18 protein-coding genes and 1 pseudogene are annotated in these 20,726 nt (G+C 69.7%); 8 read left to right on the forward strand and 11 right to left on the reverse strand.

Annotated elements, in window-relative coordinates; all coding sequences use genetic code 11:
• Nucleotide 1: 1 nt before the first annotated feature.
• The 7 genes from ACPXCB_RS11060 to hydA form a co-directional block, all read right to left on the reverse strand.
• Entirely contained in the window at nt 2–1,162 is a 1,161-nt protein-coding gene (locus ACPXCB_RS11060) for a methyltransferase domain-containing protein (protein WP_425874549.1), read from the reverse strand.
• Nucleotides 1,159–1,929, reverse strand: a complete 771-nt coding sequence (locus ACPXCB_RS11065; RefSeq protein ID WP_425874551.1) for a hypothetical protein — start codon at nt 1,927–1,929, stop codon at nt 1,159–1,161. Before ACPXCB_RS11065 ends, ACPXCB_RS11060 begins: the two co-directional genes overlap by 4 nt.
• A gap of 35 nt (nt 1,930–1,964) precedes the next feature.
• Nucleotides 1,965–2,273 carry a BMC domain-containing protein gene (locus ACPXCB_RS11070; RefSeq protein WP_425874553.1) on the reverse strand — a complete coding sequence of 103 codons (309 nt, stop codon included), beginning with the start codon at nt 2,271–2,273 and terminating at the stop codon, nt 1,965–1,967.
• An 81-nt stretch (nt 2,274–2,354) separates the two neighbouring features.
• A complete protein-coding gene (locus tag ACPXCB_RS11075; protein ID WP_425874555.1) occupies nt 2,355–4,391 on the reverse strand; it encodes a hydantoinase B/oxoprolinase family protein in 2,037 nt (678 codons plus the stop codon).
• Nucleotides 4,388–6,448: a hydantoinase/oxoprolinase family protein gene (locus ACPXCB_RS11080; protein ID WP_425874557.1), complete on the reverse strand. Its 2,061-nt coding sequence runs from the start codon at nt 6,446–6,448 to the stop codon at nt 4,388–4,390. Before ACPXCB_RS11080 ends, ACPXCB_RS11075 begins: the two co-directional genes overlap by 4 nt.
• Before the next feature lie 153 nt (nt 6,449–6,601).
• Nucleotides 6,602–8,212: an ABC transporter substrate-binding protein gene (locus tag ACPXCB_RS11085; protein WP_425874558.1), complete on the reverse strand. Its 1,611-nt coding sequence runs from the start codon at nt 8,210–8,212 to the stop codon at nt 6,602–6,604.
• Nucleotides 8,213–8,345: 133 nt separating this feature from the next.
• Complete coding sequence (hydA, locus tag ACPXCB_RS11090) at nt 8,346–9,725, reverse strand: dihydropyrimidinase (RefSeq protein WP_425874560.1); 1,380 nt, start codon at nt 9,723–9,725, stop codon at nt 8,346–8,348.
• Between the two features lie 339 nt (nt 9,726–10,064).
• On the opposite strand from hydA, the gene ACPXCB_RS11095 reads away from it, so the two are divergent.
• The 3 genes from ACPXCB_RS11095 (at nt 10,065) to ACPXCB_RS11105 (ending at nt 12,944) form a co-directional block, all read left to right on the forward strand.
• Complete coding sequence (locus ACPXCB_RS11095; RefSeq protein ID WP_425874561.1) at nt 10,065–10,853, forward strand: cupin domain-containing protein; 789 nt, start codon at nt 10,065–10,067, stop codon at nt 10,851–10,853.
• A gap of 71 nt (nt 10,854–10,924) precedes the next feature.
• Nucleotides 10,925–11,308 (forward strand): dimethylsulfonioproprionate lyase family protein, encoded by a 384-nt coding sequence (locus tag ACPXCB_RS11100; RefSeq protein WP_425874563.1) that lies wholly within the window; start codon nt 10,925–10,927, stop codon nt 11,306–11,308.
• A 145-nt stretch (nt 11,309–11,453) separates the two neighbouring features.
• On the forward strand, nt 11,454–12,944 hold the full coding sequence (locus ACPXCB_RS11105) for a CoA-acylating methylmalonate-semialdehyde dehydrogenase (protein WP_425874565.1): 1,491 nt from the start codon (nt 11,454–11,456) through the stop codon (nt 12,942–12,944).
• 206 nt (nt 12,945–13,150) lie between these two features.
• On the opposite strand, the gene ACPXCB_RS11110 is transcribed toward ACPXCB_RS11105, so the two are convergent.
• Nucleotides 13,151–13,522 carry a hypothetical protein gene (locus tag ACPXCB_RS11110; protein ID WP_425874567.1) on the reverse strand — a complete coding sequence of 124 codons (372 nt, stop codon included), beginning with the start codon at nt 13,520–13,522 and terminating at the stop codon, nt 13,151–13,153.
• Between the two features lie 354 nt (nt 13,523–13,876).
• Here ACPXCB_RS11110 and ACPXCB_RS11115 point away from each other — a divergent pair, with 354 nt between their 5' ends.
• The 5 genes from ACPXCB_RS11115 to ACPXCB_RS11135 all read left to right on the forward strand — a co-directional run bounded on the left by ACPXCB_RS11115 (nt 13,877) and on the right by ACPXCB_RS11135 (nt 18,418).
• Entirely contained in the window at nt 13,877–14,761 is an 885-nt protein-coding gene (locus tag ACPXCB_RS11115) for an aminoglycoside phosphotransferase family protein (protein ID WP_425874568.1), read from the forward strand.
• A 458-nt stretch (nt 14,762–15,219) separates the two neighbouring features.
• Nucleotides 15,220–15,573 (forward strand): hypothetical protein, encoded by a 354-nt coding sequence (locus ACPXCB_RS11120; protein ID WP_425874570.1) that lies wholly within the window; start codon nt 15,220–15,222, stop codon nt 15,571–15,573.
• Between the two features lie 2 nt (nt 15,574–15,575).
• Nucleotides 15,576–16,229 carry a nucleotidyl transferase AbiEii/AbiGii toxin family protein gene (locus ACPXCB_RS11125; RefSeq protein ID WP_425874572.1) on the forward strand — a complete coding sequence of 218 codons (654 nt, stop codon included), beginning with the start codon at nt 15,576–15,578 and terminating at the stop codon, nt 16,227–16,229.
• A gap of 194 nt (nt 16,230–16,423) precedes the next feature.
• Nucleotides 16,424–17,518 carry a DUF6880 family protein gene (locus ACPXCB_RS11130; protein WP_425874574.1) on the forward strand — a complete coding sequence of 365 codons (1,095 nt, stop codon included), beginning with the start codon at nt 16,424–16,426 and terminating at the stop codon, nt 17,516–17,518.
• Between the two features lie 9 nt (nt 17,519–17,527).
• The gene (locus ACPXCB_RS11135) at nt 17,528–18,418 is read left to right on the forward strand and encodes a hypothetical protein (protein ID WP_425874576.1); all 891 of its coding nucleotides are present in this window, start codon (nt 17,528–17,530) and stop codon (nt 18,416–18,418) included.
• 325 nt (nt 18,419–18,743) lie between these two features.
• Here the strand turns inward: ACPXCB_RS11135 and ACPXCB_RS11140 are convergent.
• The 3 genes and pseudogenes from ACPXCB_RS11140 to ACPXCB_RS11150 all read right to left on the reverse strand — a co-directional run.
• Nucleotides 18,744–19,214 (reverse strand): annotated as a pseudogene (locus ACPXCB_RS11140) (ISL3 family transposase); the annotation flags it as partial.
• A 117-nt stretch (nt 19,215–19,331) separates the two neighbouring features.
• The gene (locus tag ACPXCB_RS11145; protein ID WP_425874578.1) at nt 19,332–19,811 is read right to left on the reverse strand and encodes an SRPBCC family protein; all 480 of its coding nucleotides are present in this window, start codon (nt 19,809–19,811) and stop codon (nt 19,332–19,334) included.
• Nucleotides 19,812–19,827: 16 nt separating this feature from the next.
• Nucleotides 19,828–20,661, reverse strand: a complete 834-nt coding sequence (locus ACPXCB_RS11150; protein ID WP_425874580.1) for an enoyl-CoA hydratase-related protein — start codon at nt 20,659–20,661, stop codon at nt 19,828–19,830.
• Nucleotides 20,662–20,726 lie beyond the last annotated feature (65 nt).

Raw genomic sequence — 20,726 nt, forward strand, 5'->3', positions numbered from 1 at the left:
GTCAGCGCCTGCCCACGAGCAGCGAGAGGCTGCCACTGCGCCGCCGCTCACCGCTCTGCAGGATCCGGCCGGTGGGCGTGGTGACCTCCTCGACGCACTCCCGCTTGCAGGACAGCTCCGAGCAGTCACCGGTGAACCCGGCGTCCCGAGCGGCCTGGACGAGATCCATGTCCCGCATCGGGCCCCAGAACGGCTCGTTGTTGTTCCAGGTGTCCCAGTCGATGAGGAACTGCACCAGCGGGTCCAGGCCCGCGTACCCCGGGAAGTCCGCGTGGATCATCATGCCGCCGGGAGCGAGCAGCCGGTGGCACTCCCGCAGGATGGCGCGGACCGCGTCCGGCGGCACCTCGTGCAGCAGGATGTGCGAGACGATCAGGTCGAAGTGCCCCGCGGGGAACGTCGTCGCCTCCGCGTTCTGCTGCGCGAAGTGCACCTTGCGGCCCAGCGACTCCGCGCGGGCGTGCCCGTAGCGGAGCAGGGCCGCGCCGACGTCGACGCCGTGCACCTCGGCGTCCGGGTAGGCGTCCACGTACGGCAGCGTCGAGTTGCCGACCCCGCAGCCGATCTCCAGGATGCGCCGGGGGCGGAAGTCCCGGTGCTCCTTCCTGAGGTAGTTGTTGACCACGGACTGGCCGTAGTCGTCGTTGAGCGCGCCCATCTGGCCCATGGCGTACACGTAGACGCCCCGGTCGTAGAGCGCCCCGGCGGTGAGATCGTCCGCCGCGTACTCGCCCCGGTAGCCGCCGGGCATGGCGTGGATGTCGATGCCCCAGAAGTACCAGGGCAGCGCGAAGTCGGGGTCCAGTTCGAGCGAGCCGAGGCCCCGCTCGGCCCGGTCCGCCCGCGCCTTCAGGTCGTCGAGTTGCCGGGCGATGCTGTCCGCCACGACGTTCCAGAGCAGGTCCTGGCTCGCCCGGCGCACGGAACTCCAGAGCTGGTAGTACGGTTCCGGCTCCATCGCCCTGCGTACCGTCTGCCGGTCACGGGGCGGGACGCCCTCTTCCCGCTCGTACCGGGAGACGACGCGGTGCGTGTACAACTCCCGGACCCCCGGGGTCACCTCGGTGGAGATGTGCGACTTGAGCGCCCGGACGAAGTTCTCCCGGGCGAGTTCGTCGTGGTTCTCCCTCGGCAACAGGCCGTGCTGCTGCTGTTGCTTCACTTCCCCTCCCCCACCTGCGCGAAGGCCTGCCGGATGACTTCCCGGTACGACTCCGGGGTCTCCTCCCGCACGATCTCCTCGCGCCACTCGTAGAAGACCCGGAGCACCCGGGCGACGAAGGCCGCCGCCTCGGCGTCGCGGATCTCCGCGTCCTCGCCGGAGACGGTGAAGTCGTCCACCGCACCGCGCTGCACCACCCGCTTGTCGGCGAGCAGACGTTCCAGGGTCATCAGGCGTTCACGCAGCACCCACACCTCGGACGAGAGGGTGACCACCGTGGAGACCAGGGCCTCCATGCCCGGTTCGGCGAAGAACTGGGGGCGGGCCCCCTTCGCCTTCTTGGGCAGCAGCTGCCCGGGCAGCGGCTGCGCCTGCTCGGGAGAGCCGACGCCCGGGCCGCCGTAGGCGCCGAGCGCCCGCAGCGTCTCGCTGGCCACCGTCGACGCGTCCGCGTCCGGGTTCGCCGACGAGAGCGCGGCGGCGATGGTACGGATGGTCCGTTCCGCCTCCTCCGCGCCCGCGCAGCCGCACGAGCAGCCGTCGGCGTCGTCGCATCCGGTCTGCGTCGCGCCAGCACCGGTCGCGACCGGTGCTGGCGCCGGCTCCAGCGGCACGTCCTGTCCCGTCCTGCGGACGTCGATGCCCAGGCCCCGGGCGATGTCCTCCGCGTGCGGGGAGATCAGGTCACGCGGGCCCAGAAGGATTTCGCGCGGCTCGTGCGACCGGGCGATGTCCTCGATATCGACAGCAGTCCACACCCGACTCATGTATCAGCTCCTTCGATGAGCACGCGACGCCTTGGTCAGGCCTTGTTTCCGCCCCGGGTCGCCCCGGTGGGCAGGATCGCCTCGACCTCGGTGTGCGGGCGAGGGATGACGTGCACGGAGACGACCTCACCCAGGCGCGAGGCGCTGGCCGCGCCGGCGTCCGTGGCGGCCTTGACCGCGCCGACATCGCCGCGGACCACCACCGTGACCAGTCCACCGCCGATGTACTCGGTGCCCACCAGCACGACGGTGGCGGCCTTCACCATCGCGTCGGCGGCCTCGACCGCCGCGACCAGGCCACGGGTCTCGATCATTCCGAGCGCGGACATCTGAAGGTCAGCCATGACAGTTCTCCTCCGAGGGTTCGTCGACGGGCGGGTGCCCGCCGTTGTCCAGGACGTTGCTGGTCCGGGAAGGGGTGGGACTCATCGCCGGGTCACCTGCCGGGCGATGTGGTGCACGAGCGCCTCCAGCGGGGAGAGCGCCGGCGTCTCGGGGCGCGGCGCCGGTCCCGCGGACCGGATGCCACCTGCCCGGTCCGCCTCGACCGGGCGCCGGGTCCGCGCCGTGTCCGCGGTGCGTCCGGGGGCCGCCGTCGGCTCCCCCCGCAGCCGGCTGCGGGACGGTTCCCGTGGCGGGGCCAGCCCGGTCTCGGTGAGGCAGCGCGCCTTCAGTTCCTCCAGCGTGCCGCCCCGGTTGAAACGGGGCAGGTCCTGCCGGGCGGCGGCCAGCTCGGCGCGCAGCGCCCGGGTGCGGCCGTGGTCGACGTCGTCGCCGGCCAGGACCACCCCGTACCGGCGGGCGCCCTCGACGGTGACGAGACCCTGCTCGACGTCGTAGCGCACCTGCTCCGGATCGCGTTGCAGCGGGTCGCCCCAGCCACCGCCACCCCAGGTGACGAAGTGCAGGAGGTCCCCGGGCGTCACGGCGACGTGGTCGCACTTGGCCGGCACCACCTGCCGCGATCCGTCGGCCCGCTCCAGGATCTTCGTGCCGCGTTGCCCCGGCTCGCCGCCGAGCACACCCCAGGGCTTGGTGAACCAGCGGTCGTCGTGGATCGACACCTGGCCCGGTTCGAGGAACCGGTAGCCCACCCGGATGCCGTTACCGCCCCGGTGCAGGCCCGCGCCGCCCGAGTCGGGGATCGACTCGTAGGACTCGATGCGCAGTGGGTAGTAGGCCTCCAGGTACTCGTTCGGCACGTTGGTGAACGAGGGCCACATGGAGTGCCCGTCGAAGCCGTCGCCGATCGGGCGGGCGGGGACCCCACCGAAGCCGATCTGATACAGCTGGAACCACTTGCCCGAGCGGTCCAGACCGGAGAACATCAGGTGCGGGCTCGAGGAGAACCCGGCCGCGCAGAGGAAGTCCGGCTCGCACTGCCCGAGCAGCCCGGCGAGGACGTCGAAGAGCCGGCCCAGGGCGTGCGTACGGCACGAGATGGCCGCCGGTCGACGGGGCTTGAGCAGGCTGCCCTCGGGGATACGGACGTCGACCAACGGATAGAACCCGTCGTTGAACAGGATCAGCGGGTCGACCGCCATGATCGTGTAGACGCCGAAGAACATCCGCAGGACGTTCTCGTTCAGCAGAAAGTTGATCGACCCGTCGGCCTGGTCGCTGGTCCCGGTGAAATCCAGGATGACCCGGTCGCCATCGCGCCACAGCGTGCACCGGATGCGGAACGGCCCCTCACCGCGCCCGTCGTCGTCGACGAAGTCCTCGAAGGTGACCGGCTGCTCGGGGATGACCTGGCGGAAGAGCTTCGCCATCGCCTGCCGGTTGCGCTCCAGCAGCAGGTCCAGCGTCGACAGGTAGGTGTCAACGCCGAACCGGTCGCAGAGTTCCCGGACCCGGGTCTCGGCGGTCCGGCAGGACGCCAGGACGGCGTTCAGGTCCGCCCGGTTCCAGCTGGGCAGTCGCACCTGGTTGAGGACGGTGTCGAGAAGCTGCGCATCGAGCGTCCCGCCCCGGAACAGCTTCACCGGCGGGACGATGACCCCTTCCTCGTGGATCGACACGGCGTCGGTCGGCAGGCTGCCGGGGACCTTGCCGCCGACGTCGCTCATGTGGCCGAACATCGCCGCCCAGCCGACCAGTGCCCGCTGGTGGTAGATCGGCAGCAGCACCAGCCAGTCGTTGGCGTGGCTGATGGCACCGTCGCAGGCGTACGGGTCGGAGGTGAAGAAGACGTCGCCCTCCTCGACCGTGCCGTCGTAGCCGGAGAGGAAGCCGTCGATGAAGGAACCGAACTGCCCGGCGACCATGCGCCCGCGCCGGTCGGCGATCAGCGGAAAGGCGTCGTGCTGCTCCCGGATGCCCGGTGACATCGCGGTACGCAGGACGACGGCGTCCATCTCGAAGCGGGCGTTGCGAAGCGCGTTCTCGACGATGTCGAGCACCGCGGTCTCGACCTCCACCGGACGCGCCGGCCGCGGCGTCTCGACGATGACCGCACTCATCGGACCACTCCATCCTCGGTCGGCAGGATGAGCAGGTTGCCCAGTCTGTCGACGCGTGCGACGCAGCCCGGGAGGACCAGGCTGGTGGAATCCATCTCGACGACGATCGCCGGTCCGAGCAGCTCGTTGTTGGCGCGCAGGGCGGTGCGGTCGTAGAGCGACGCCTCCTGCCAGCCACCGTCGACGTACACCTGCTGACGGCCGATCACGGCGCGGGAGGCGTCCCGGTCGCCGCGCTCGATCTCCACCGGCTTGATCCGCTCGGCCCCGGAGACTCCCACCGCCCGGATGTTGACGATTTCGTGCTGCTCGTCGAGGGCGAAGCCGAACAGGCGTTGGTGCGCCTCGTCGAATCCACTTCGCAGCTTGGGGATCAGGGCTTCCTGCCGGGACGAACCGACATCGACCGAGACCTCGAAACCCTGGCCGTGGTAGCGCACGTCGGCCTCGAACCGCACCGTACGGGCGTCCTCGGGCACGGCGGCCCGGTCGAACTCCGTGTCGACCTGCGCGGACAGGTCGGCGAACTCGCGCCGCAACTGCTCCTCGTCAACGTCGTCGAGCGGGCGTACCAGTGATTTGTTCGCCTCGGCCCGCACGCCCGTCGAGGCGTCCCCGTAGGCGCAGAGCACCCCCGGCGACTGCGGGATCACCACCGGCCAGGAGCCGAGGAGCTTCGCCAGGGCGTTGGCGTGCAGGGGGCCCGCCCCACCGAAGCCGACGAGCGCGAACCGCCTCGGGTCGTAGCCGCGCTGCACCGAGACCAGCCGCAGCGCGCCGAGCATGTTCTCGTTGACGATGTCGATGATCGCGGCGGCAGCGGCCTCCACCGACACGCCGAGCCTGGTCGCGACGGTTCCGACCGCGGTACGGGCCTTCTCGACGTCGAGCGGCATCGCCCCGCCGAGCAGCGCGTGCGGCAGGTAGCCGAGCACGACGTTCGCGTCGGTGACGGTAGGCAGCACGCCCCCGCGACCGTACGTCGCCGGGCCGGGGAGGGCACCGGCGCTGGCCGGGCCGACCCGCAGCGCCCCGGTCAGCTCGGGCACGTGCGCGATCGAACCGCCACCGGCCCCGACGGTCTGCACGTCGATCGACGGGGCGCGCACCGCGAGGTCGGCCACGGTCGTCTCGCGCCGGATGACGGGGGTGCCGTCCTCGATCAGGGCGACGTCGGTGGAGGTACCGCCCATGTCGAGGGTGAGCAGGTCGCGGTAGCCGGCGGCCGGCCCGAGGGCCACCGCCGCGGCGACCCCGCCGGCGGGCCCGCTCATCAGCAGGCTGACCGGGATGTCCTCGGCGCGTTCAAAGGTCATCAGGCCGCCGTCGGAGCGCAGCACCCGACGCTCGCCGACGAGGCCATCGGCGACCAGTTTCATGCTCAGGTTGCGCAGGTAGGCCCCCACGCCGGGCCGGACGTAGGCGTTGGCGACCGTGGTCAGCGTCCGCTCGTACTCCCCCAACTCGGGCAGGACACCGGCGGAGGTGGACACCGGCACGCCGGGCGCCTCCTCGACAGCGATCTCGGCGGCCCGCAGTTCCTGGGCCGGATTGGCGTAGGAGTTGAGGAAGCCGATGGCGAGGGCGTCCACGCCACGGTCGACAAGCTGGCGGACGGCGGCCCGTACGGCCGGCTCGTCGAGCGGTTCGATCTCGTCGCCCCGGAAGTCGAGCCGCCCGGCGACCTCGCGCACGTCCTCCAGCGCCACCAGCTCGGCCGGCCGGTCCCAGACGATCCAGCCACCCAACCCGCCAGGCACAAACGACCGGGCGATGTGCAGGACCTGTCGGTAGCCGACGGTCACGATCAGGCCCACCCGGGCCCCCCGACGTTCGAGTACGGCGTTGGTGGCCACCGTCGTCCCGTGCAGGAACTGGCGGACGTCCGCCGCGCGGGCCTTGGCGTCCGCGAGCACGCGGGTCACGCCCTCGATGACACCGACGGACTGGTCCTGGGGCGTCGACGGCACCTTCGTCCGGCGCGTCCTGCCGGTCGCCTCTTCGATCAGCAAAACGTCCGTGAACGTGCCACCAACGTCAACTCCTAGTCGGTACATCAGTGAACATCCTGCTTTCTGGGGATACACCGGCCTTATCGGCTGTTCCAGCTTTCTCAGCGGTGCCGGTGACGGTCACCGGCTCGGCGGCGGCCCGTCCGGGACCACCGCCCGTCGGCGTCCCCGGCCGCACGGCCGGGGACGCCGACGGGGCTAGGAGACGTTGATGTCGTAGTAGTTCACGTGGCCCTGGGAGTAGCTGACGAACCCGGTCACGCTCTTCTTGAAGACGTAGTACTTCTGGGAGTCGACCAGCGGGACGGCCGGCATGTCCCCCACCATGAAGTCGTTGACCTGCTTGACCAGCGCCTCCCGCTCGGCCCCCGGCTGGGTTTCGAGGATCTTCCGGGAGAGGCCGTCGACGGTCGGGGAACTGTAGTTCTGCAGGTTGGTGAGTCCACCGGTGGAGTAGAAGACCTGCAGGTAGTAGGCGGGGTCGGGCACCAGCGGGGTGCTGGTGGCCAACCAGGTCTGAAGCTTGCCCTCGCGCTTGGCGGTGTCGAAGTCCGCGCCGGAGGCCACGTTGTTCAGCTTCACGTCGATGCCGACCTTGGCCAGCTGCGACCGCAGCAGGACGGCCACCTGTTCGCTGTGGGCGCCGACGTTCGCCGCGTTGTACGCGAGTTCCATCGGGAAACCGTTGGGCAGTCCGGCCTCGGTTAGCAGCTGCTTGGCCCGGTCGAGGTCGTGGGTGAAGGGCTGGCCCGCCGTCGGGGCGCCGAAGTCGTCGTGGATGAAGTCGGTCGACGCCGCCGAGAAGCCCTGGTACGCGGAGTCGACGATCGCCTTGCGGTCGACGGCGTAGGAGACGGCCTCCCGAACCCGCTTGTCGTCGAAGGGCTTCGCCTTGAGGTTCGGCACCAGCACGTCGATGTTCGGGTAGAGCACCCGCTCGAGGCGCACGTCGCCGTTCTTCTCGAGCGAGGAGAGCTGGTCGAAGGTCATCGCGGTGGCGACGTCGACCTGCCCGCTCTGGGCAAGCTGGAGCCGGTTCGACGTGTCGGCGACGGCGCGCACCACCACGTCGGTCACCTTGGACGTACCCCGGAAGTAGTTCTTGTTGGCGGTAAGGCGCACCTCCTTGCCCGGGTCGAAGGACCTCACCTGGTACGGCCCGAAGGTGGCGGTGTTCTCCCCCAGCCACTTGTAGGCGTACGGGTCGTCCGCCGCGGCGTGCTTCTTGGCCTCGACCGAGTCGTAGATGGTCATGAAGAACGTGCTGAGGATGGAGACGCTCACCGCGTTCGGCTTGGCGACGTTGATCGTGAACGTCTTATCGTCGGTGACGGTGATCGGGTTGGCCACGTCCCAGCCGCCGATCCCCATCAGGGTCTTGGCGATCGGCACGCCCTGGCTGTTGACCATCCGGTCGACCGACCACTTCACGTCCTGCGAGGTGATGGCGTTGCCGAATTGGCTTTTGGCCTCACGAAGGGTGAAGGACATCTGCTTGCGGTCCTCGCTGAGGGTCCACGACTCCGCAAGTTCGGGCTCGATCTGATCCGGAGTCTGAAGCTTCGTCGCGCCGGCCTCGGGCTTCTTGAAGCGCACGAGCGTGCCAGCGGTGTTCGGTAGCAGGTCGATCGAGATGAAACCCTGGTAGCGCTCGGAGTCGAGACTCGACACGACCCCGGGCGCAGCGATGGTCAGGGCCTGGCCGGTGCCGGCATCAGACTTCTTCGCATCGTTCCCGCAGGCCGCGATAGCCAGGCCCGCCACGGCGAGGACTGCCACGGACTGCACCCGCACGGAACGCATTCCCATGCCAAAACCTCCACATTGTGTGCAAGGTTGCTTCAGCTAGCGCAGAGAAACCTTATGAAGCAGGTCACATGAGCCGATGTTTGTATACAAGTTGAACTCTGTCAAGGCTCTGTACGGGTAGATCCTGGAGACCTCACGCAGGGCGACGAGCCAGGAACCGTCCGGCGTCCTGACGCCCGACGAACCGCCCACGACGGGCGACAAGTTCGCCCCGGAGGTAGACCGCGTCGACGCGCCCGGGCACGTGCCACCGCTCGAAGGGTGTGTAGTCGCAGTTCTGCGTCATCGTCTGCGCGAGCACAACCGACGCCGCGTCAGGGTCGAGGACGACAAGATCGGCGTCGGAGCCGCGCCGGATGACGCCCTTGCGCGGGTAGAGCCCGAACCGGCGGGCCGGCCCGGTCGACACCACGTCGACGAAGCGCTCGAGGCTCAGGCGCCCCGGACGCACGCCGTGCCCGTAGAGCATCGGAACCCGGTGTTCGATGCCCGGCGCGCCGTTGGGGATCCGCCTGAAGTCGTCGGCCCCCAGGGTCTTCTGTCCGTCCATGCAGAACGGGCAGTGGTCCGAACTGACCACCCCCAGCGTGCCCTCCCGCAGACCCCGCCACAGCTCCTCCCGGTGCTCGCGACCGCGCAGGGGTGGGCTGACGACGTACTTGGCCGCCTCGAAGCCGGGCGCGTGGTAGAGATCCTCGTCGAGGAGGAGGTAGTGCGTGCAGGTCTCGCCCGAGATCGGGCGCCCCGCCAGCTGGGCCTCCGCGACGGCGGCGACGGCACCCGCGGTCGACAGGTGCACGAAGTAGAGCGGGGCGTCGGCCATGTTCGCGAGCATGATCCCGCGTCGCACCGCCTCCACCTCGGTGTCCGGCGGCCGGGACAGCATGTGCGCCAGCGGACCGGTCCTCCCCGCCCGGACGAGCCGCTCGGCGAGGACGTCGATGACGTGGCCGTTCTCGGCATGCACGCAGAGCGTCGCGCCCAGCCGGCTCGACTCGGCGAGAATCGAGAAGAGCTGACCGTCGTCGAGCATGGCCAGGCCCTTGTACGCCATGAACACCTTGAAGCTGGTCACGCCGTCGGCGAGCACCAGCGCCATGTCCGCCATGAGATCCGGGTAGGGCGACGTCACGGCCAGATGGAAGCTGAAGTCGATCGCGGAGCGGCCACCGGCCCGACCCGCCCACCGCTCCAGAACCTCCGGCAGGCGCTCGCCGGGCTGCTGGAAGGCGTAGTCGACGTAGGTCGTCGTGCCACCCACGGCGGCGGCACGACTCGCCGAGGCGTGGTCGTCGGAGGTGACGGCACCCATGAACGGCGTATCTAAATGTGTATGCACATCGACGCCACCAGGGATGACGAGCTTCCCTCGGACATCAACCTTCTCGATGTCCGCCGACGGCGGTATCCAGCCGACGCTCTCGATGCGCCCCGCATCGATGAGCACGTCAGCCGTCTGGACGCCCTCCTCGGTGACCACCGTTCCACCGACGAGACCGAATCTTCGCGGCATCTCTCCCCGATTCCGAGCAGATGAGGAAACGCGGCTGGCAGGACGACTAGACGCAGGATCGTATACAACTGGCCCGACCAGGCACAAGGAGTCGATGACCCTCCGCCGGGCCGGCGCCTTCGCCGCGGCGCCGGCCCGGCGGAGGGCCGCCGAGTCGACACCCGCCACGTGACCCACCATCCCCCAGGCGAGTAGTTGCATACACGCATCTCCGGGCCACTCTCAGCCGTGAACACTTGCACCATCATCACCTGCGCAGATCCCACAAGTCGAGATGAAGGTCTAGACGTCACCACCCGGATTACATACAATCCGTGGCCAACCCGAAGGAGGTCCACCGTGGCTCATTCCGGCAAGCGACGGGTCACCATCGATCAGGTATCGCAGCGGGTGTGGCGGGCCGAGCAGCTGCCCTTCGGACTCCTCACCCGGCACATCAACGAGGACCCGGAAACCGGCGCGCAGACGCTCGTCGTCGAGGTCCCGCCCGGCTGGAGCATGCCGGCGCACTGGAACGGCGCCGATCTTGAGCTGCTGGTCCGCGACGGTGACCTCACCATCGCCGGCCGCCAGTGCCGGCGCGGGCACTACCTCTTCCTCCCGTCCGGCACCGGGATCGGCCCGATCTCGTCGGAGGAGGGCGCGACGTTGATCTTCTGGACCGACTCGCCCTTCGAGATCCGCACGGACGAGCGACCCGCGCCGTCGAAGCCGCTCGGCGAGACCGTCGACATCTTCAATCCGGCGAACTGGCTGCCGGTGCGCGAGGCGTTCGCGGGGGTGACCGACACGAGCAGCCACGGCGACCTCGAGGTGCCCACGCAGTGCATCCGGCTGCGTAAAGTCGAGGAGACCGGCAAGGACACCATCCTGTTCGTCCTGCCGCGCCGCTTCGCCAAGACCGCCCTGGAGTTCCACCACAGCACGGAGGAGATCTTCTTCCTCGGGGGCTGGTGCGCCACGGATCCGGAACACGTCTACCGCTCCGGCGAGTACCTGTGCTGGGAGCCGGGCGTTATCCACGGGGTGGTCACCGGCTGGGACGCACTCTGCCTCTCCAAGCACCACGGCCCCCTCACCAGCCCGCAGATCCCCCTCGGGGCGACGAGCGTGGACGCCGAGCGGTGACGACGTTACCCACCGGTGGCCGTCGGATAGCCGCTGCCGCCCCCGGGGCGAAAGCCCCACGCCCGGCGTTCGTGGTGCATCGCGACGAACTCGGCTACGAACTGATCTCCGCCCTCAATCACAACCCGGACGACGAGGGCCTGGTGCACCGTCTCGTCGACCGGCAACTCACTGACGATCCGGAGTGCGAGTTCCTCACCGGCGTCTACCGGATGGAGCCCGGGATGAAGCACCCACTCCACCTGCACGCCGACTCGGCCGAGTTCTACTACGTCCTGTCCGGGACGGCGCTGTTCACCGTGGCCGACGAACAGTTCGAGGCGGGCCCGGGCACCGCGATGTACATCCCCGCCAATGTCGGCCACGCGATTGAGACCAGCAGCGCGGACAGCATGGAACTCCTGTACTCCTTCAGCACCCCCGACTTGCGGGGGATCGGCACCCGGTGGCTCTAGTTCCCACCGGGAGTGGTGGACCACCCATGGGCGGCATCATGATCACGTACGACGTGCCACGGTCGAGCCCGACCCACGGCACATGCACGGAATCGCAGAACGGATCCGGCGACGTTCGGAGCGTCAATTGACGAAGGAGGGTGCGGTGCGCAGCATCGAGCACTGGATTGGTGGAGCGTCCGTCGCCGGCAGCGGGTACGCGACCGTGTACCAGAGCGCGACCGGGGAGCCCCAGGCACAGGTGGCCATCGGCGGGCAGCCCGAGATCGACCAGGCCGTCGCCGCGGCGGCCAAGGCCTACGAATCCTGGGGCGATACCTCCCTGTCCCGACGCACCAAGGTCCTCTTCCGGCTCCGTGACCTGGTGGAGCGGCACGAGGACGAACTGGCCCGGCTGGTCACCGCCGAGCACGGCAAAACGATCGAGGACGCGCGCGGCGAGGTGATCCGGGGCCGGGAGGTCATCGAGTTCGCCTGCGGCATTCCGCAACTGCTCAAGGGCGCCTACTCCGACCAGGTGTCCACCGGCGTGGACTCGTACTCGCTGCGCGCCCCCCTGGGGGTGTGCGCCGGCATCACCCCGTTCAACTTCCCCGTCATGGTGCCGATGTGGATGCACCCGGTCGCCATCGCCTGTGGCAACACCTTCGTCCTCAAGCCCAGCGAACGCGATCCGTCCGCCTCGAATCTCGTCGCCCAGTTGTACGCCGATGCCGGCCTGCCGGACGGGGTCTTCAACGTGGTGCACGGCGGCAAGGCGGCGGTCGACGCGCTGCTCGACCACCCGGACGTCGCGGCGGTGTCGTTCGTCGGCTCCACCCCGGTCGCCCGCCACGTGCACCAGCGCGCCGCGGCCTCCGGCAAGCGGGTCCAGGCGCTGGGCGGAGCGAAGAACCACGCCGTGGTGCTTCCCGACGCCGACCTCGCCGAGGCGGCGCGGCAGATCACGTCGGCGGCGTACGGCTCGGCGGGGCAGCGCTGCATGGCGATCTCCGCCGTGGTCGCGGTCGGTACGGCCGGCGACGAGCTGATCGAACTGTTGACCAGAGAGGCATCGACAATCGTCGTGGGTCCCGGCGACCGGGCGTCCTCCCAGATGGGTCCGGTCATCACCGGCGAGGCGCGCGAGCGCGTCATCACCTCGGTGAACGAGGCACAGGAAGCCGGCGCCACGGTGGTCGTTGACGGCCGGGGCCTGCGGGTGGACGGTCACGACGGCGGCTACTTCGTCGGCCCGTGCCTGCTGGACCGGGTCACTCCCGAGATGGCCGCGTACCAGCAGGAGATTTTCGGACCGGTTCTGGTCGTGCTACGTGCCGACACCCTGGACGAGGCCGTCGGGATCATCAACGCCAACCCGTACGGCAACGGCACCGCGTTATTCACCTCGGGCGGAGCCGCGGCCCGCCGCTTCGTCCGGGACGTCGCGGTCGGCATGATCGGCGTGAACGTCCCGCTGCCGGTCCCCATGGCCTACCACTCCTTCGGCGGTTGGAAGGCCTCGCTCTTCGGCGACACGCACATCCACGGTCCGGAGGGGGTGTCGTTCTACACCCGCGGCAAGGTCGTCACCAGTCGGTGGCCGAGCCGAGCCGAGACAACCCGGTCGGACTTCCACTTCCCCACCGCCTCCTGAACCAGCAGCAGACGGGCGGTCGGGGCGGGTGCCCCGACCGCCACCACCCGTGGTCGACGAGTGCTGACCCGGGCGTCGACGCACCTGTCGTTCCGGTCGTTCAGCACGCACACCGCGCTGCCCGGTTCCCCTACCCGCTGCGGCGCGCGCCGAACGGGCTCGGACGGACGCCTCTGAGAGCGTGTTTGGGATCGGGTTGGTCAGGTCTAGGTGAAGGTGCGGCGGAGTTGTCGGCGGGCGGGTTGGCCGCGGATGATGCGGCGGGTCATGCTGGCGATGGCGGCCCAGCGGACGATGGCTTCGGAGACCTCGGGGTGGCGATCGTAGTCCCGAGCCAGCCGGCGGCAGGCGGTGAGCGAGGCCAGGGTGCGTTCCACGACCCAGCGGCGCGGGTGGACAGCGAAGCCGCTGGTCGGCGGGTTTGCGGACGATCTTGAGGGTGGTGTGCGGGGTTGCTCGTATGTCGTCTCGAACTCCGCGATCTTGTCCCATTCGGAGTCGATGAACTGGAACATCCACAGGGCGTTCAGCTCGAAGTCGCCGTGTCCTTCGGGAAGGTGCTCGAACTCCTGCTTCATACCCTCGACGTCGAGGCCGGAGCCGTCACATGCCCTCGAGGTGAGAGCGCGCGGCCTCCTCGAGATTTTAGTGCGCTGCCGTTTGGCCACGGAATAACCACTCTCGGCGGTAACTCACGGGGCCATGGTTCGCGCCCACCGGCATCCCGACCGTCCTTTGTTCAGCACCGCTCCACCGCGTCGGTACGACGGCGAGGCAGCCGAGGGTTTCACCGGCCGGATGCGCACCGATGGCAGACCCGGCGGACTCGCCGCCGAGGCCGAGGCCGCGGAACAAGCGGTCGATCCGGCGCACGGTTCGGCGTGGTCCGAATTCGATCGACAGGATGATCGAGCGGGTTCTACGGTCGCGCGATGCGCCCTGGTGAAATCGTCGTCGCTGTCGAGCAGGTACGCGCCCTGATCGACGAGCAGTTCCCCAAATGGTCGGACCTGCCGATCGTTCCGCAGCCGTTGAACGGCACCGACAACGCGCTGTTCCGGCTGGGTGATTCCCTGACGGCACGGCTCCCGCGGGCGCAGTGGGCGGTCGACCAGGTGGCGACCGACGCGACCTGGCTGCCGCGGCTGGCACCGCACCTTCCGGTGCCGGTGCCGGTGCCAGTCGCGGCCGGCCGGCCGGGCGGGGGCTATCCCTGGCCGTGGACGGTCGTCCCATGGCTGGACGGGCGCAATCCGGAAGCCGGGCAGGACCTCGTCGACCTCGCCGTCGACCTCGCCGGCTTCGTGCGCGCGATGATCGCGATCGGCCCGATGGGCGGGCCGGTCAAGGAGGGGATTCAGCGCGGCGTACCTCTGGTGCAGCGGGACGAGCTGACCCGCCGGTCGATCGCGGCGCTGGGCGACCGGATCGACGGGCGGGCGGTGACCGCGGCGTGGGACGAGGCGATGGCGGCGGACGAGTGGCCCGGACCGCCGGTATGGCTGCACGGTGATCTCCTGGAAGGCAACCTGCTGGTCGGCCGGGGCAGGCTCACCGGGGTGATCGACTTCGGCGGTCTCGGCCGCGGCGATCCGGCGGTCGAGGTGCGGCCGGGCTGGAGCCTGTTCGATACCCGCGCCCGGGCCGCCTACCGGGAGGCGCTCGGGTTCGACGAGGCGACCTGGGTGCGCGGGTGGGCCTGGATGCTGTCGGGCTCGCTCTACTGGCTGGCGGACCTGTGGGACTCGATCAGCGAGGACGACCGCGAGGACACAATCCGCTACATCGACTACATCGTGCGTCACCGCCACGACTGACCTGCGGTGCCCCCGCGATCACCGTCGGGCGACGCCCCGGACGTCGGCGTCGATAGCCGGGCCGTCGAAGCTGGGCCGGCTGACGCTGGGCGAGCAGCGCGACCGGGGCCGCCCACCTTGCCGCGAGAGTGTCCTTCCGCAAGGTGGGCAGTGCCCAGCGCCACCCGGCCCGTGCGCCCGTCGGCTCGGGCACCAGCGGGCCGGGCCGGCCGGGGGCTGCCGACGGGCCAGCGCGAGAAGTCGAACCGGCGCGGACGGCCGGCAGTCCGGCCACCGGGTAAGGCGGTCACCTGGCTGGCGCCCGGCCGCCCGGGTGGTGATCGGCAGGCGGGCAGTTCGTCCTTGACGATGACCGTCAGGCCGCAGGCCGAGCCCGGGAGGTCAGATGGCCGTGAGGTCGATGTCGTGCCAGCCGGCGACGCCGCTCACACGTACGATCTGGGTCAGGAGGTGGAGACATGGCCAGCGGCAGTGGTGCACCGCCTGGGTCGGGGTATGTGGACCAGCGGCATTTCGTGGTCGCCGCCTCCCTGTCCGACCTGCGCGGTCCGGTTCGCGGTGTGGTGACGCTCGATCGGTGGCTGGACTGGTCCGGCGACAGCATTTATGACCTGGACGACGCCGGTGATCTGCAGCTGATGTACCAGACGGTGCTCAACCAGGCTAATTCGGTTGACGACTTGCGTCGGTGGTTGCACGGTCCGACGCTGCGCCGTTTGTGGCCCAGCTTGTGGCTCCCGGCCCGGCTGCGGGCGTTGTGGCAGGCACGCTTTCCCGAGCTGACCACGCCGCCGCGGACGCTGGCCGGGTAAGGGTGGATCAGGTTCACCTCCGCTTGGCGGAGATCGGACTGCGGGTCGCTGCCCGCTACGGGTTCGCATTGGCCGGCGGCTACGCCGTACAGGCCCACGGCATCCTCGACCGCCCGAGCGAGGACATCGACCTGTTCACGGCGTGGGAGCGCCGTGGCGAGTTCGCCACAGCAGTGGACGCGGTAGTCGACGGCTACCGCGCCGGTGGGTATTCCGTCGAGGTGACGCAGCAGTTCGACACCTTCGCCCGGCTCGCGGTCACCGATCCCGCTCAACCTGCCCATCCATACAAGGTCGAGCTGGCGGCCAACTGGCGTGCGTTGCCGCCGGTGTTGATGGACGTCGGGCCGGTGCTGCACGCCGACGACGTCGTCGCGGGCAAGATGTCCGCCCTGTATACGCGCGCCGAGCCCAGAGACTTCCTGGACATCGATGCGGCCCTCATGACCGGTCGCTACACCCGGACGCGGCTGTGCGAGCTGGCCGAACAATCCGACGCGGGGTTCGACCGGCGCATCCTGGCAGACCTGTTCGGCATGCTGGAGCGGTACCCGGACCGACGTTTTGCCGCCTACGGTGCCGACCCCGCTCATATCGGCGAGATGCGCAAACGCTTCGCACAGTGGCGCGAAGAACTCACCGGCAACCTGCCCTAGGTCGTCGCGGGCGTTCTGGTGTGATGTACCCGGTGAGGGCGGGGGACGAGAACGGGCTAGCTGTGCTGGTGGACCGGTTGCGGCGGGATCGCCGTCGTGACCCGTACGCGGGCCGGCAGGCCTACTCCCAGGCGGCGCGTGAGGTCGCGGACCGCTGCGCCCGGCTGATCGACGCGGGTGACGCGGCGGTCGCGGTGCCGGTGCTGCGCAAGGCAGTCGATCGGATGACGACCGCCTTGATGTACATGGACAGCTCCTCTGGCGTGCTCGGCAACGACCTGGCGTACCTGATGGAGGTCTACGCCCGGGCGTGTCGGGCCGCGCCGCCTCGGCCGGCAGGGTTGGCGGCGTGGCTGGTGAAGCTGGTGTGTGACGGCCCGGGCTGGCCGGACGTGGTGCTCCGCGAGTGGGCTCCGGCGCTGGGGCCGAAGGGCCTTGCCGAGGTCGCGAGGTTGGTCGACGAGCGCGCCGCCGCCGGGATCGAGCCCGATGACTGGCATCGGCAATGGGCGGTGCGGTACCTGCGGGAGCAGATCGCTGAGGTCTCCGGCGACGTGGATTACCACGTACAGGTCCTGGCGGAGCGTCTGGTCAGCGCCGACCAGTACGTACGGATCGTCAAGGTACTGACGCAGGCGCAGCGCCCCGCCGAGGCGATCGACTGGGCCCGACGCGGACTCGCCGCTCACCCGTCGGGTCATCAGGCTGTGGCGCTACGCGACCTACTCGTACGGCTGTTGATCGAGACCGGTGAACCGGAAGCGGCGGCGGCCGAGCGCCGGACGGCGTTCGATGCCCAACCGACGATCGACAACTTCCGGTCGCTGCTGGCCACGGTGGCCGAGACCGACCAGGATGCCGCGCACACCGAGCCGGCGTTGACGGCGGTACGCGAGCGTGCCGCAGGGCAGGCGGAATACCTACCCCACCTGATCGACGTGCTGATCCTCGCCGGTCGTGACAACGAGGCCTGGCACACCGGGCTCGCACGCTGGGACGAAGTTCCTGCCCGGCAGCGCGTCGAACTGGTGGAGTTGCGGCGACGCACCCACCCGGCCGAGGTACGCGAGCCTTACCAGGCGCTCATCGACGCCCAACTGCTGGACTCCTACGACAAACGCCGCTACGACAAGGCGATCACGCTGCTGCGCAACCTGCGCATGGCGTACGTGGCCACCGGCGAGGTCATACGATTCGAGGCGTACCTGGAGGCGTTGCGCGCAGAACACCGCCGCCGGCCGACGTTCCTGGCCAAGCTCGACGCCGCCCGCTTCCAGTCCGGCCGATAGGGTGTTCCTGTGGCGGTCCGCATCGACGTTGAGGCGTTTCGTGATTCGATCCCCACGGCCGTGGGCGAGACAGCGGCGCGGCTGCTGACCGACGGCAGCGTCGGTGAGCTGGAGCCCGCCGGCGGTGGTGTCCAGGCCCTGGTACGCGAGCACGACGCCACCTTCCAGCCGTGGGTGGGCATCGTCGACGGGATCTTCACCGGAGACTGCGATTGCGGGATCATCGGAGACGACCTGTGCGCACACGCGGTCGCGACAGCCTTGACCACATTCCACGCGGGCACCATCTTCTCCGGCGCCGCCACCCCATTCGGTGCCGCCCCCGTCGTGCCCGAACACGCCCACTACCTTCAAGCCGTGCAGCGGCTGTCGCCCCGCCAACTCGCCGAGTTGGTGGCGGGGCACGCGGTCCGGGACCGTCTCTTCGCCACCCTGCTACTGAGTGAGGCCGGCATGCTCGACGCCGCCGACACGTGCGGTCTCGCCGACTTGAACGCTGCCGTCCAGGACGCGTCGCAGGCCACCACCGGCAGCAAGTGGCAGATCTCCGACGTGGAAACCGCAGGGCACCGCCTGGCCGCCGAAGTCGAGATCCTCTGCGCCCACCCCGTGACCCCTGCTGCGCTCGACCTGGTCGAGGATGCCATCCTCGTCTGGGACGACCTGTCCGGACATCTCCGCGACGCCTACCACATCACCCGCACCGAACCGGAAGAAATCGCCGAGCCGCTCGTCTGCGCGCACCGTGACCTCTGCGAACGCCTCGACCTCCCCTCGGACGATATCGCCCAGCGACTTAACCGGCTCCTCACACGCTGCAACTACGACACCGTGGACGTCGACATCTACGCTGATCTCCTCGGTGAGCACGCCGGCACGATCGGTTCGTCCGTCCGCTGATAGCTCTGTTGGGGCTGATGTGGCTCTACCCTGATTCTCGGACATTCCTGGGCCAGGAGGCCGAGTGAGGGTTCGTGGTGCCACAGCGATTGCGGCCGGATCGCCCACCGGACCTGGTCGGAGCAGAGGGTGACCATGGCGGCGGTAGCCCCACCACGCGCATCGTGACGCACGGACATCTGCGCGCCGAACTGATCGAGCGGATGGACCGGGACAAACGGGCACGGTCCCAGGCCACCCGTCGGGCAACCGGTAACGACCACTGGTGTCAACGGCGGACTGGAACTGGCTCTGGCACACATTTCGTGATTGATCTTGGCGGCGTTCATGGTGTGGCGAGGACTCGTTTGCGGGGGAGGTCGAGGTTCGCGCGGCCATACATCTGTCGCTTGATCGTCTTGATGCGGTTGACCTGGCCCTCGACCGGACCTGAGCTCCACGGCTGGGCGAGGCCGGCGACGACGGCGTCGCGGTCGCCGACGAGGCCGGCGGCGAAGCCGCGGATCTCGGGGTATCCGGCGTGGCGGGCACGGTCGATCCAGGCGTCGAGGTGTTGTCCGGTGCCGTGGTGGCGGACCAGGGCGGCGAAGCCGCGGGCGAGGTCGGCGACGGTGTCGAGGTCCGGGCAGCGACTGCGGGCGTCGGCGAGATCAGCGCGGTTGTCGTCGGTGAGTTTGTGGCCGGGTCGCATGATCCAGGCGGTGATCCGTCGGGCCGACGGCACGCGGACTGCGGTCGTAGGGGTGGGTCGGGTGCGGTTGGTGGCGAGCCAGTCCCGCAGTACCCGCAAGCTGCCTGTTGTTGCCGAGGGTCTCGTTCCTGAGCCGGCGAGCTGGCGCAGTTCGACCGGCGCCGCAGGCCCTACTCGGCTCGGCACGACGGCGTGTCGACCGCCGCCAGTTGCCACCCAGGGTCAGGCCGCCTCCAGCTCCCGCTTCAACCGGCGCAGGGTCTCACGCATGCCGCTCCGGTTCACGGTCGGGCGGTCGCCCGAGGCCTTGCCGGTGAAGATCCGGCCGAGCACGTGGGCCGCTCCGTTGCGCCGGTCCTGCCAGTACTCGGTCACCTCGGTGCCGCCGTCGGTCTCGGCGAACCGGTAGCCCCAGCGGGCCACCGGCTGGCCAAAGGTGGTGACGTCGAAGGCGAACTCGCTGCCCGGCGTGGCGGTGACGACCCGGCAGGTGGTGAACCACAGCAACGGACCTCGACGGTTCCAGCCGACGAACCGTCGCGGGTGCCCGCCGTCGCGCCGGGTGACCCAGACCGCGACGCACTCCGGGCTCCATCGGGCCATCCGCCGTACGTCGGCGACAGCCGCGTAGACCGCCCCCGCCGGTGCGGCGACGGTGATCTGTTCGGCGATTTCCGGACCGCGCCCGGCCGCCTGCGTCATGCCGCAACCACAGATGTCATTCGCTTCTCCACGGGAGGTGGTCGGGCAGGTCGCTGCTGACCCGTCCGGGGAAGGCCGGAGCGCGTCGCTGCCGGAAGGAGTCGAAGCCCTCCCTCGCGTCCGCGCTGGTCAACGCCTCCGCGGAGAGGCGGGAGTCCAGCCGGTGCGCCGGGTACGGCGAGTCCAGCGCGCTGGTGCGGTACAGCATCTGCCGGATGACCGCCACGGACACCGGCGCGGTGGTGGCGATGATGGTCCGCGCGAGCTGGTACGCCTTGTCGAGCAGGTGTTCCGGCTCGTGGACGCTGTGCACCAAGCCGGCCGAGAGCGCCTCGGCGGCGTCGAACGCCCGCCCGCTGATCATCCAGTCGAGCGCACGCCCCATCCCGACCAGCCGCGGGAGGAACCAGGTGGACGCGCCTTCGGCGTAGATGCCCCGCCGGCTGAAGACGTACCCGAATCGTGCGTCGGTGGCGGCGAGACGGTAGTCGGCCGGCAGGATGATGGTGGCGCCCGCGCCGACGGCCGCGCCCCGGATCGCGGCTATGACGGGCTTGTTCATCGCGAAGATCCGCATTGAGCACCGCCCCGCCGGCTCCGCCCACTCGGCCTCGGGGTCGTCGGGGGTGTCGAACTCTGTCACGGACGGGTCCAGCCCGGCGCAGAAGTGCTCACCCGTACCGGTGAGGACCACGACCCGGACGTCGTCGTCGCGGTCGGCACGGTCGAACGCGTGGGCGAGTTCGTCGGCCATCCGCAGGGTGTAGCCGTTGCGCTCCTCGGGACGGTTGAGCGAGACCGTGGCGATCCGGTCCGAAACGGAGTAAACGATCTCGCGGTACGTGTCCACGGCCGCACCATAGAGCAAGGCCAACGCCCGCAGCAATGCTCGAAGGGTCGGCTGTTCGGTCACCG

The sequence above is a fragment of the Micromonospora sp. DT62 genome, from assembly GCF_049847285.1.
GTDB classification, from domain to species: domain Bacteria; phylum Actinomycetota; class Actinomycetes; order Mycobacteriales; family Micromonosporaceae; genus Micromonospora; species Micromonospora reichwaldensis.

Coding starts and splice junctions, on each gene's coding strand:
- ACPXCB_RS11120 (WP_425874570.1), top strand. CDS start 15,220: ATGGCCAGCGGCAGTGGTGCACCGCCTGGGTCGGGGTATGTGGACCAG.
- ACPXCB_RS11070 (WP_425874553.1), bottom strand. CDS start 2,273: ATGGCTGACCTTCAGATGTCCGCGCTCGGAATGATCGAGACCCGTGGC.
- ACPXCB_RS11110 (WP_425874567.1), bottom strand. CDS start 13,522: ATGAAGCAGGAGTTCGAGCACCTTCCCGAAGGACACGGCGACTTCGAG.
- ACPXCB_RS11115 (WP_425874568.1), top strand. CDS start 13,877: ATGCGCCCTGGTGAAATCGTCGTCGCTGTCGAGCAGGTACGCGCCCTG.
- ACPXCB_RS11085 (WP_425874558.1), bottom strand. CDS start 8,212: ATGGGAATGCGTTCCGTGCGGGTGCAGTCCGTGGCAGTCCTCGCCGTG.
- ACPXCB_RS11075 (WP_425874555.1), bottom strand. CDS start 4,391: ATGAGTGCGGTCATCGTCGAGACGCCGCGGCCGGCGCGTCCGGTGGAG.
- ACPXCB_RS11080 (WP_425874557.1), bottom strand. CDS start 6,448: ATGTACCGACTAGGAGTTGACGTTGGTGGCACGTTCACGGACGTTTTG.
- ACPXCB_RS11065 (WP_425874551.1), bottom strand. CDS start 1,929: ATGAGTCGGGTGTGGACTGCTGTCGATATCGAGGACATCGCCCGGTCG.
- ACPXCB_RS11145 (WP_425874578.1), bottom strand. CDS start 19,811: ATGACGCAGGCGGCCGGGCGCGGTCCGGAAATCGCCGAACAGATCACC.
- hydA (WP_425874560.1), bottom strand. CDS start 9,725: ATGCCGCGAAGATTCGGTCTCGTCGGTGGAACGGTGGTCACCGAGGAG.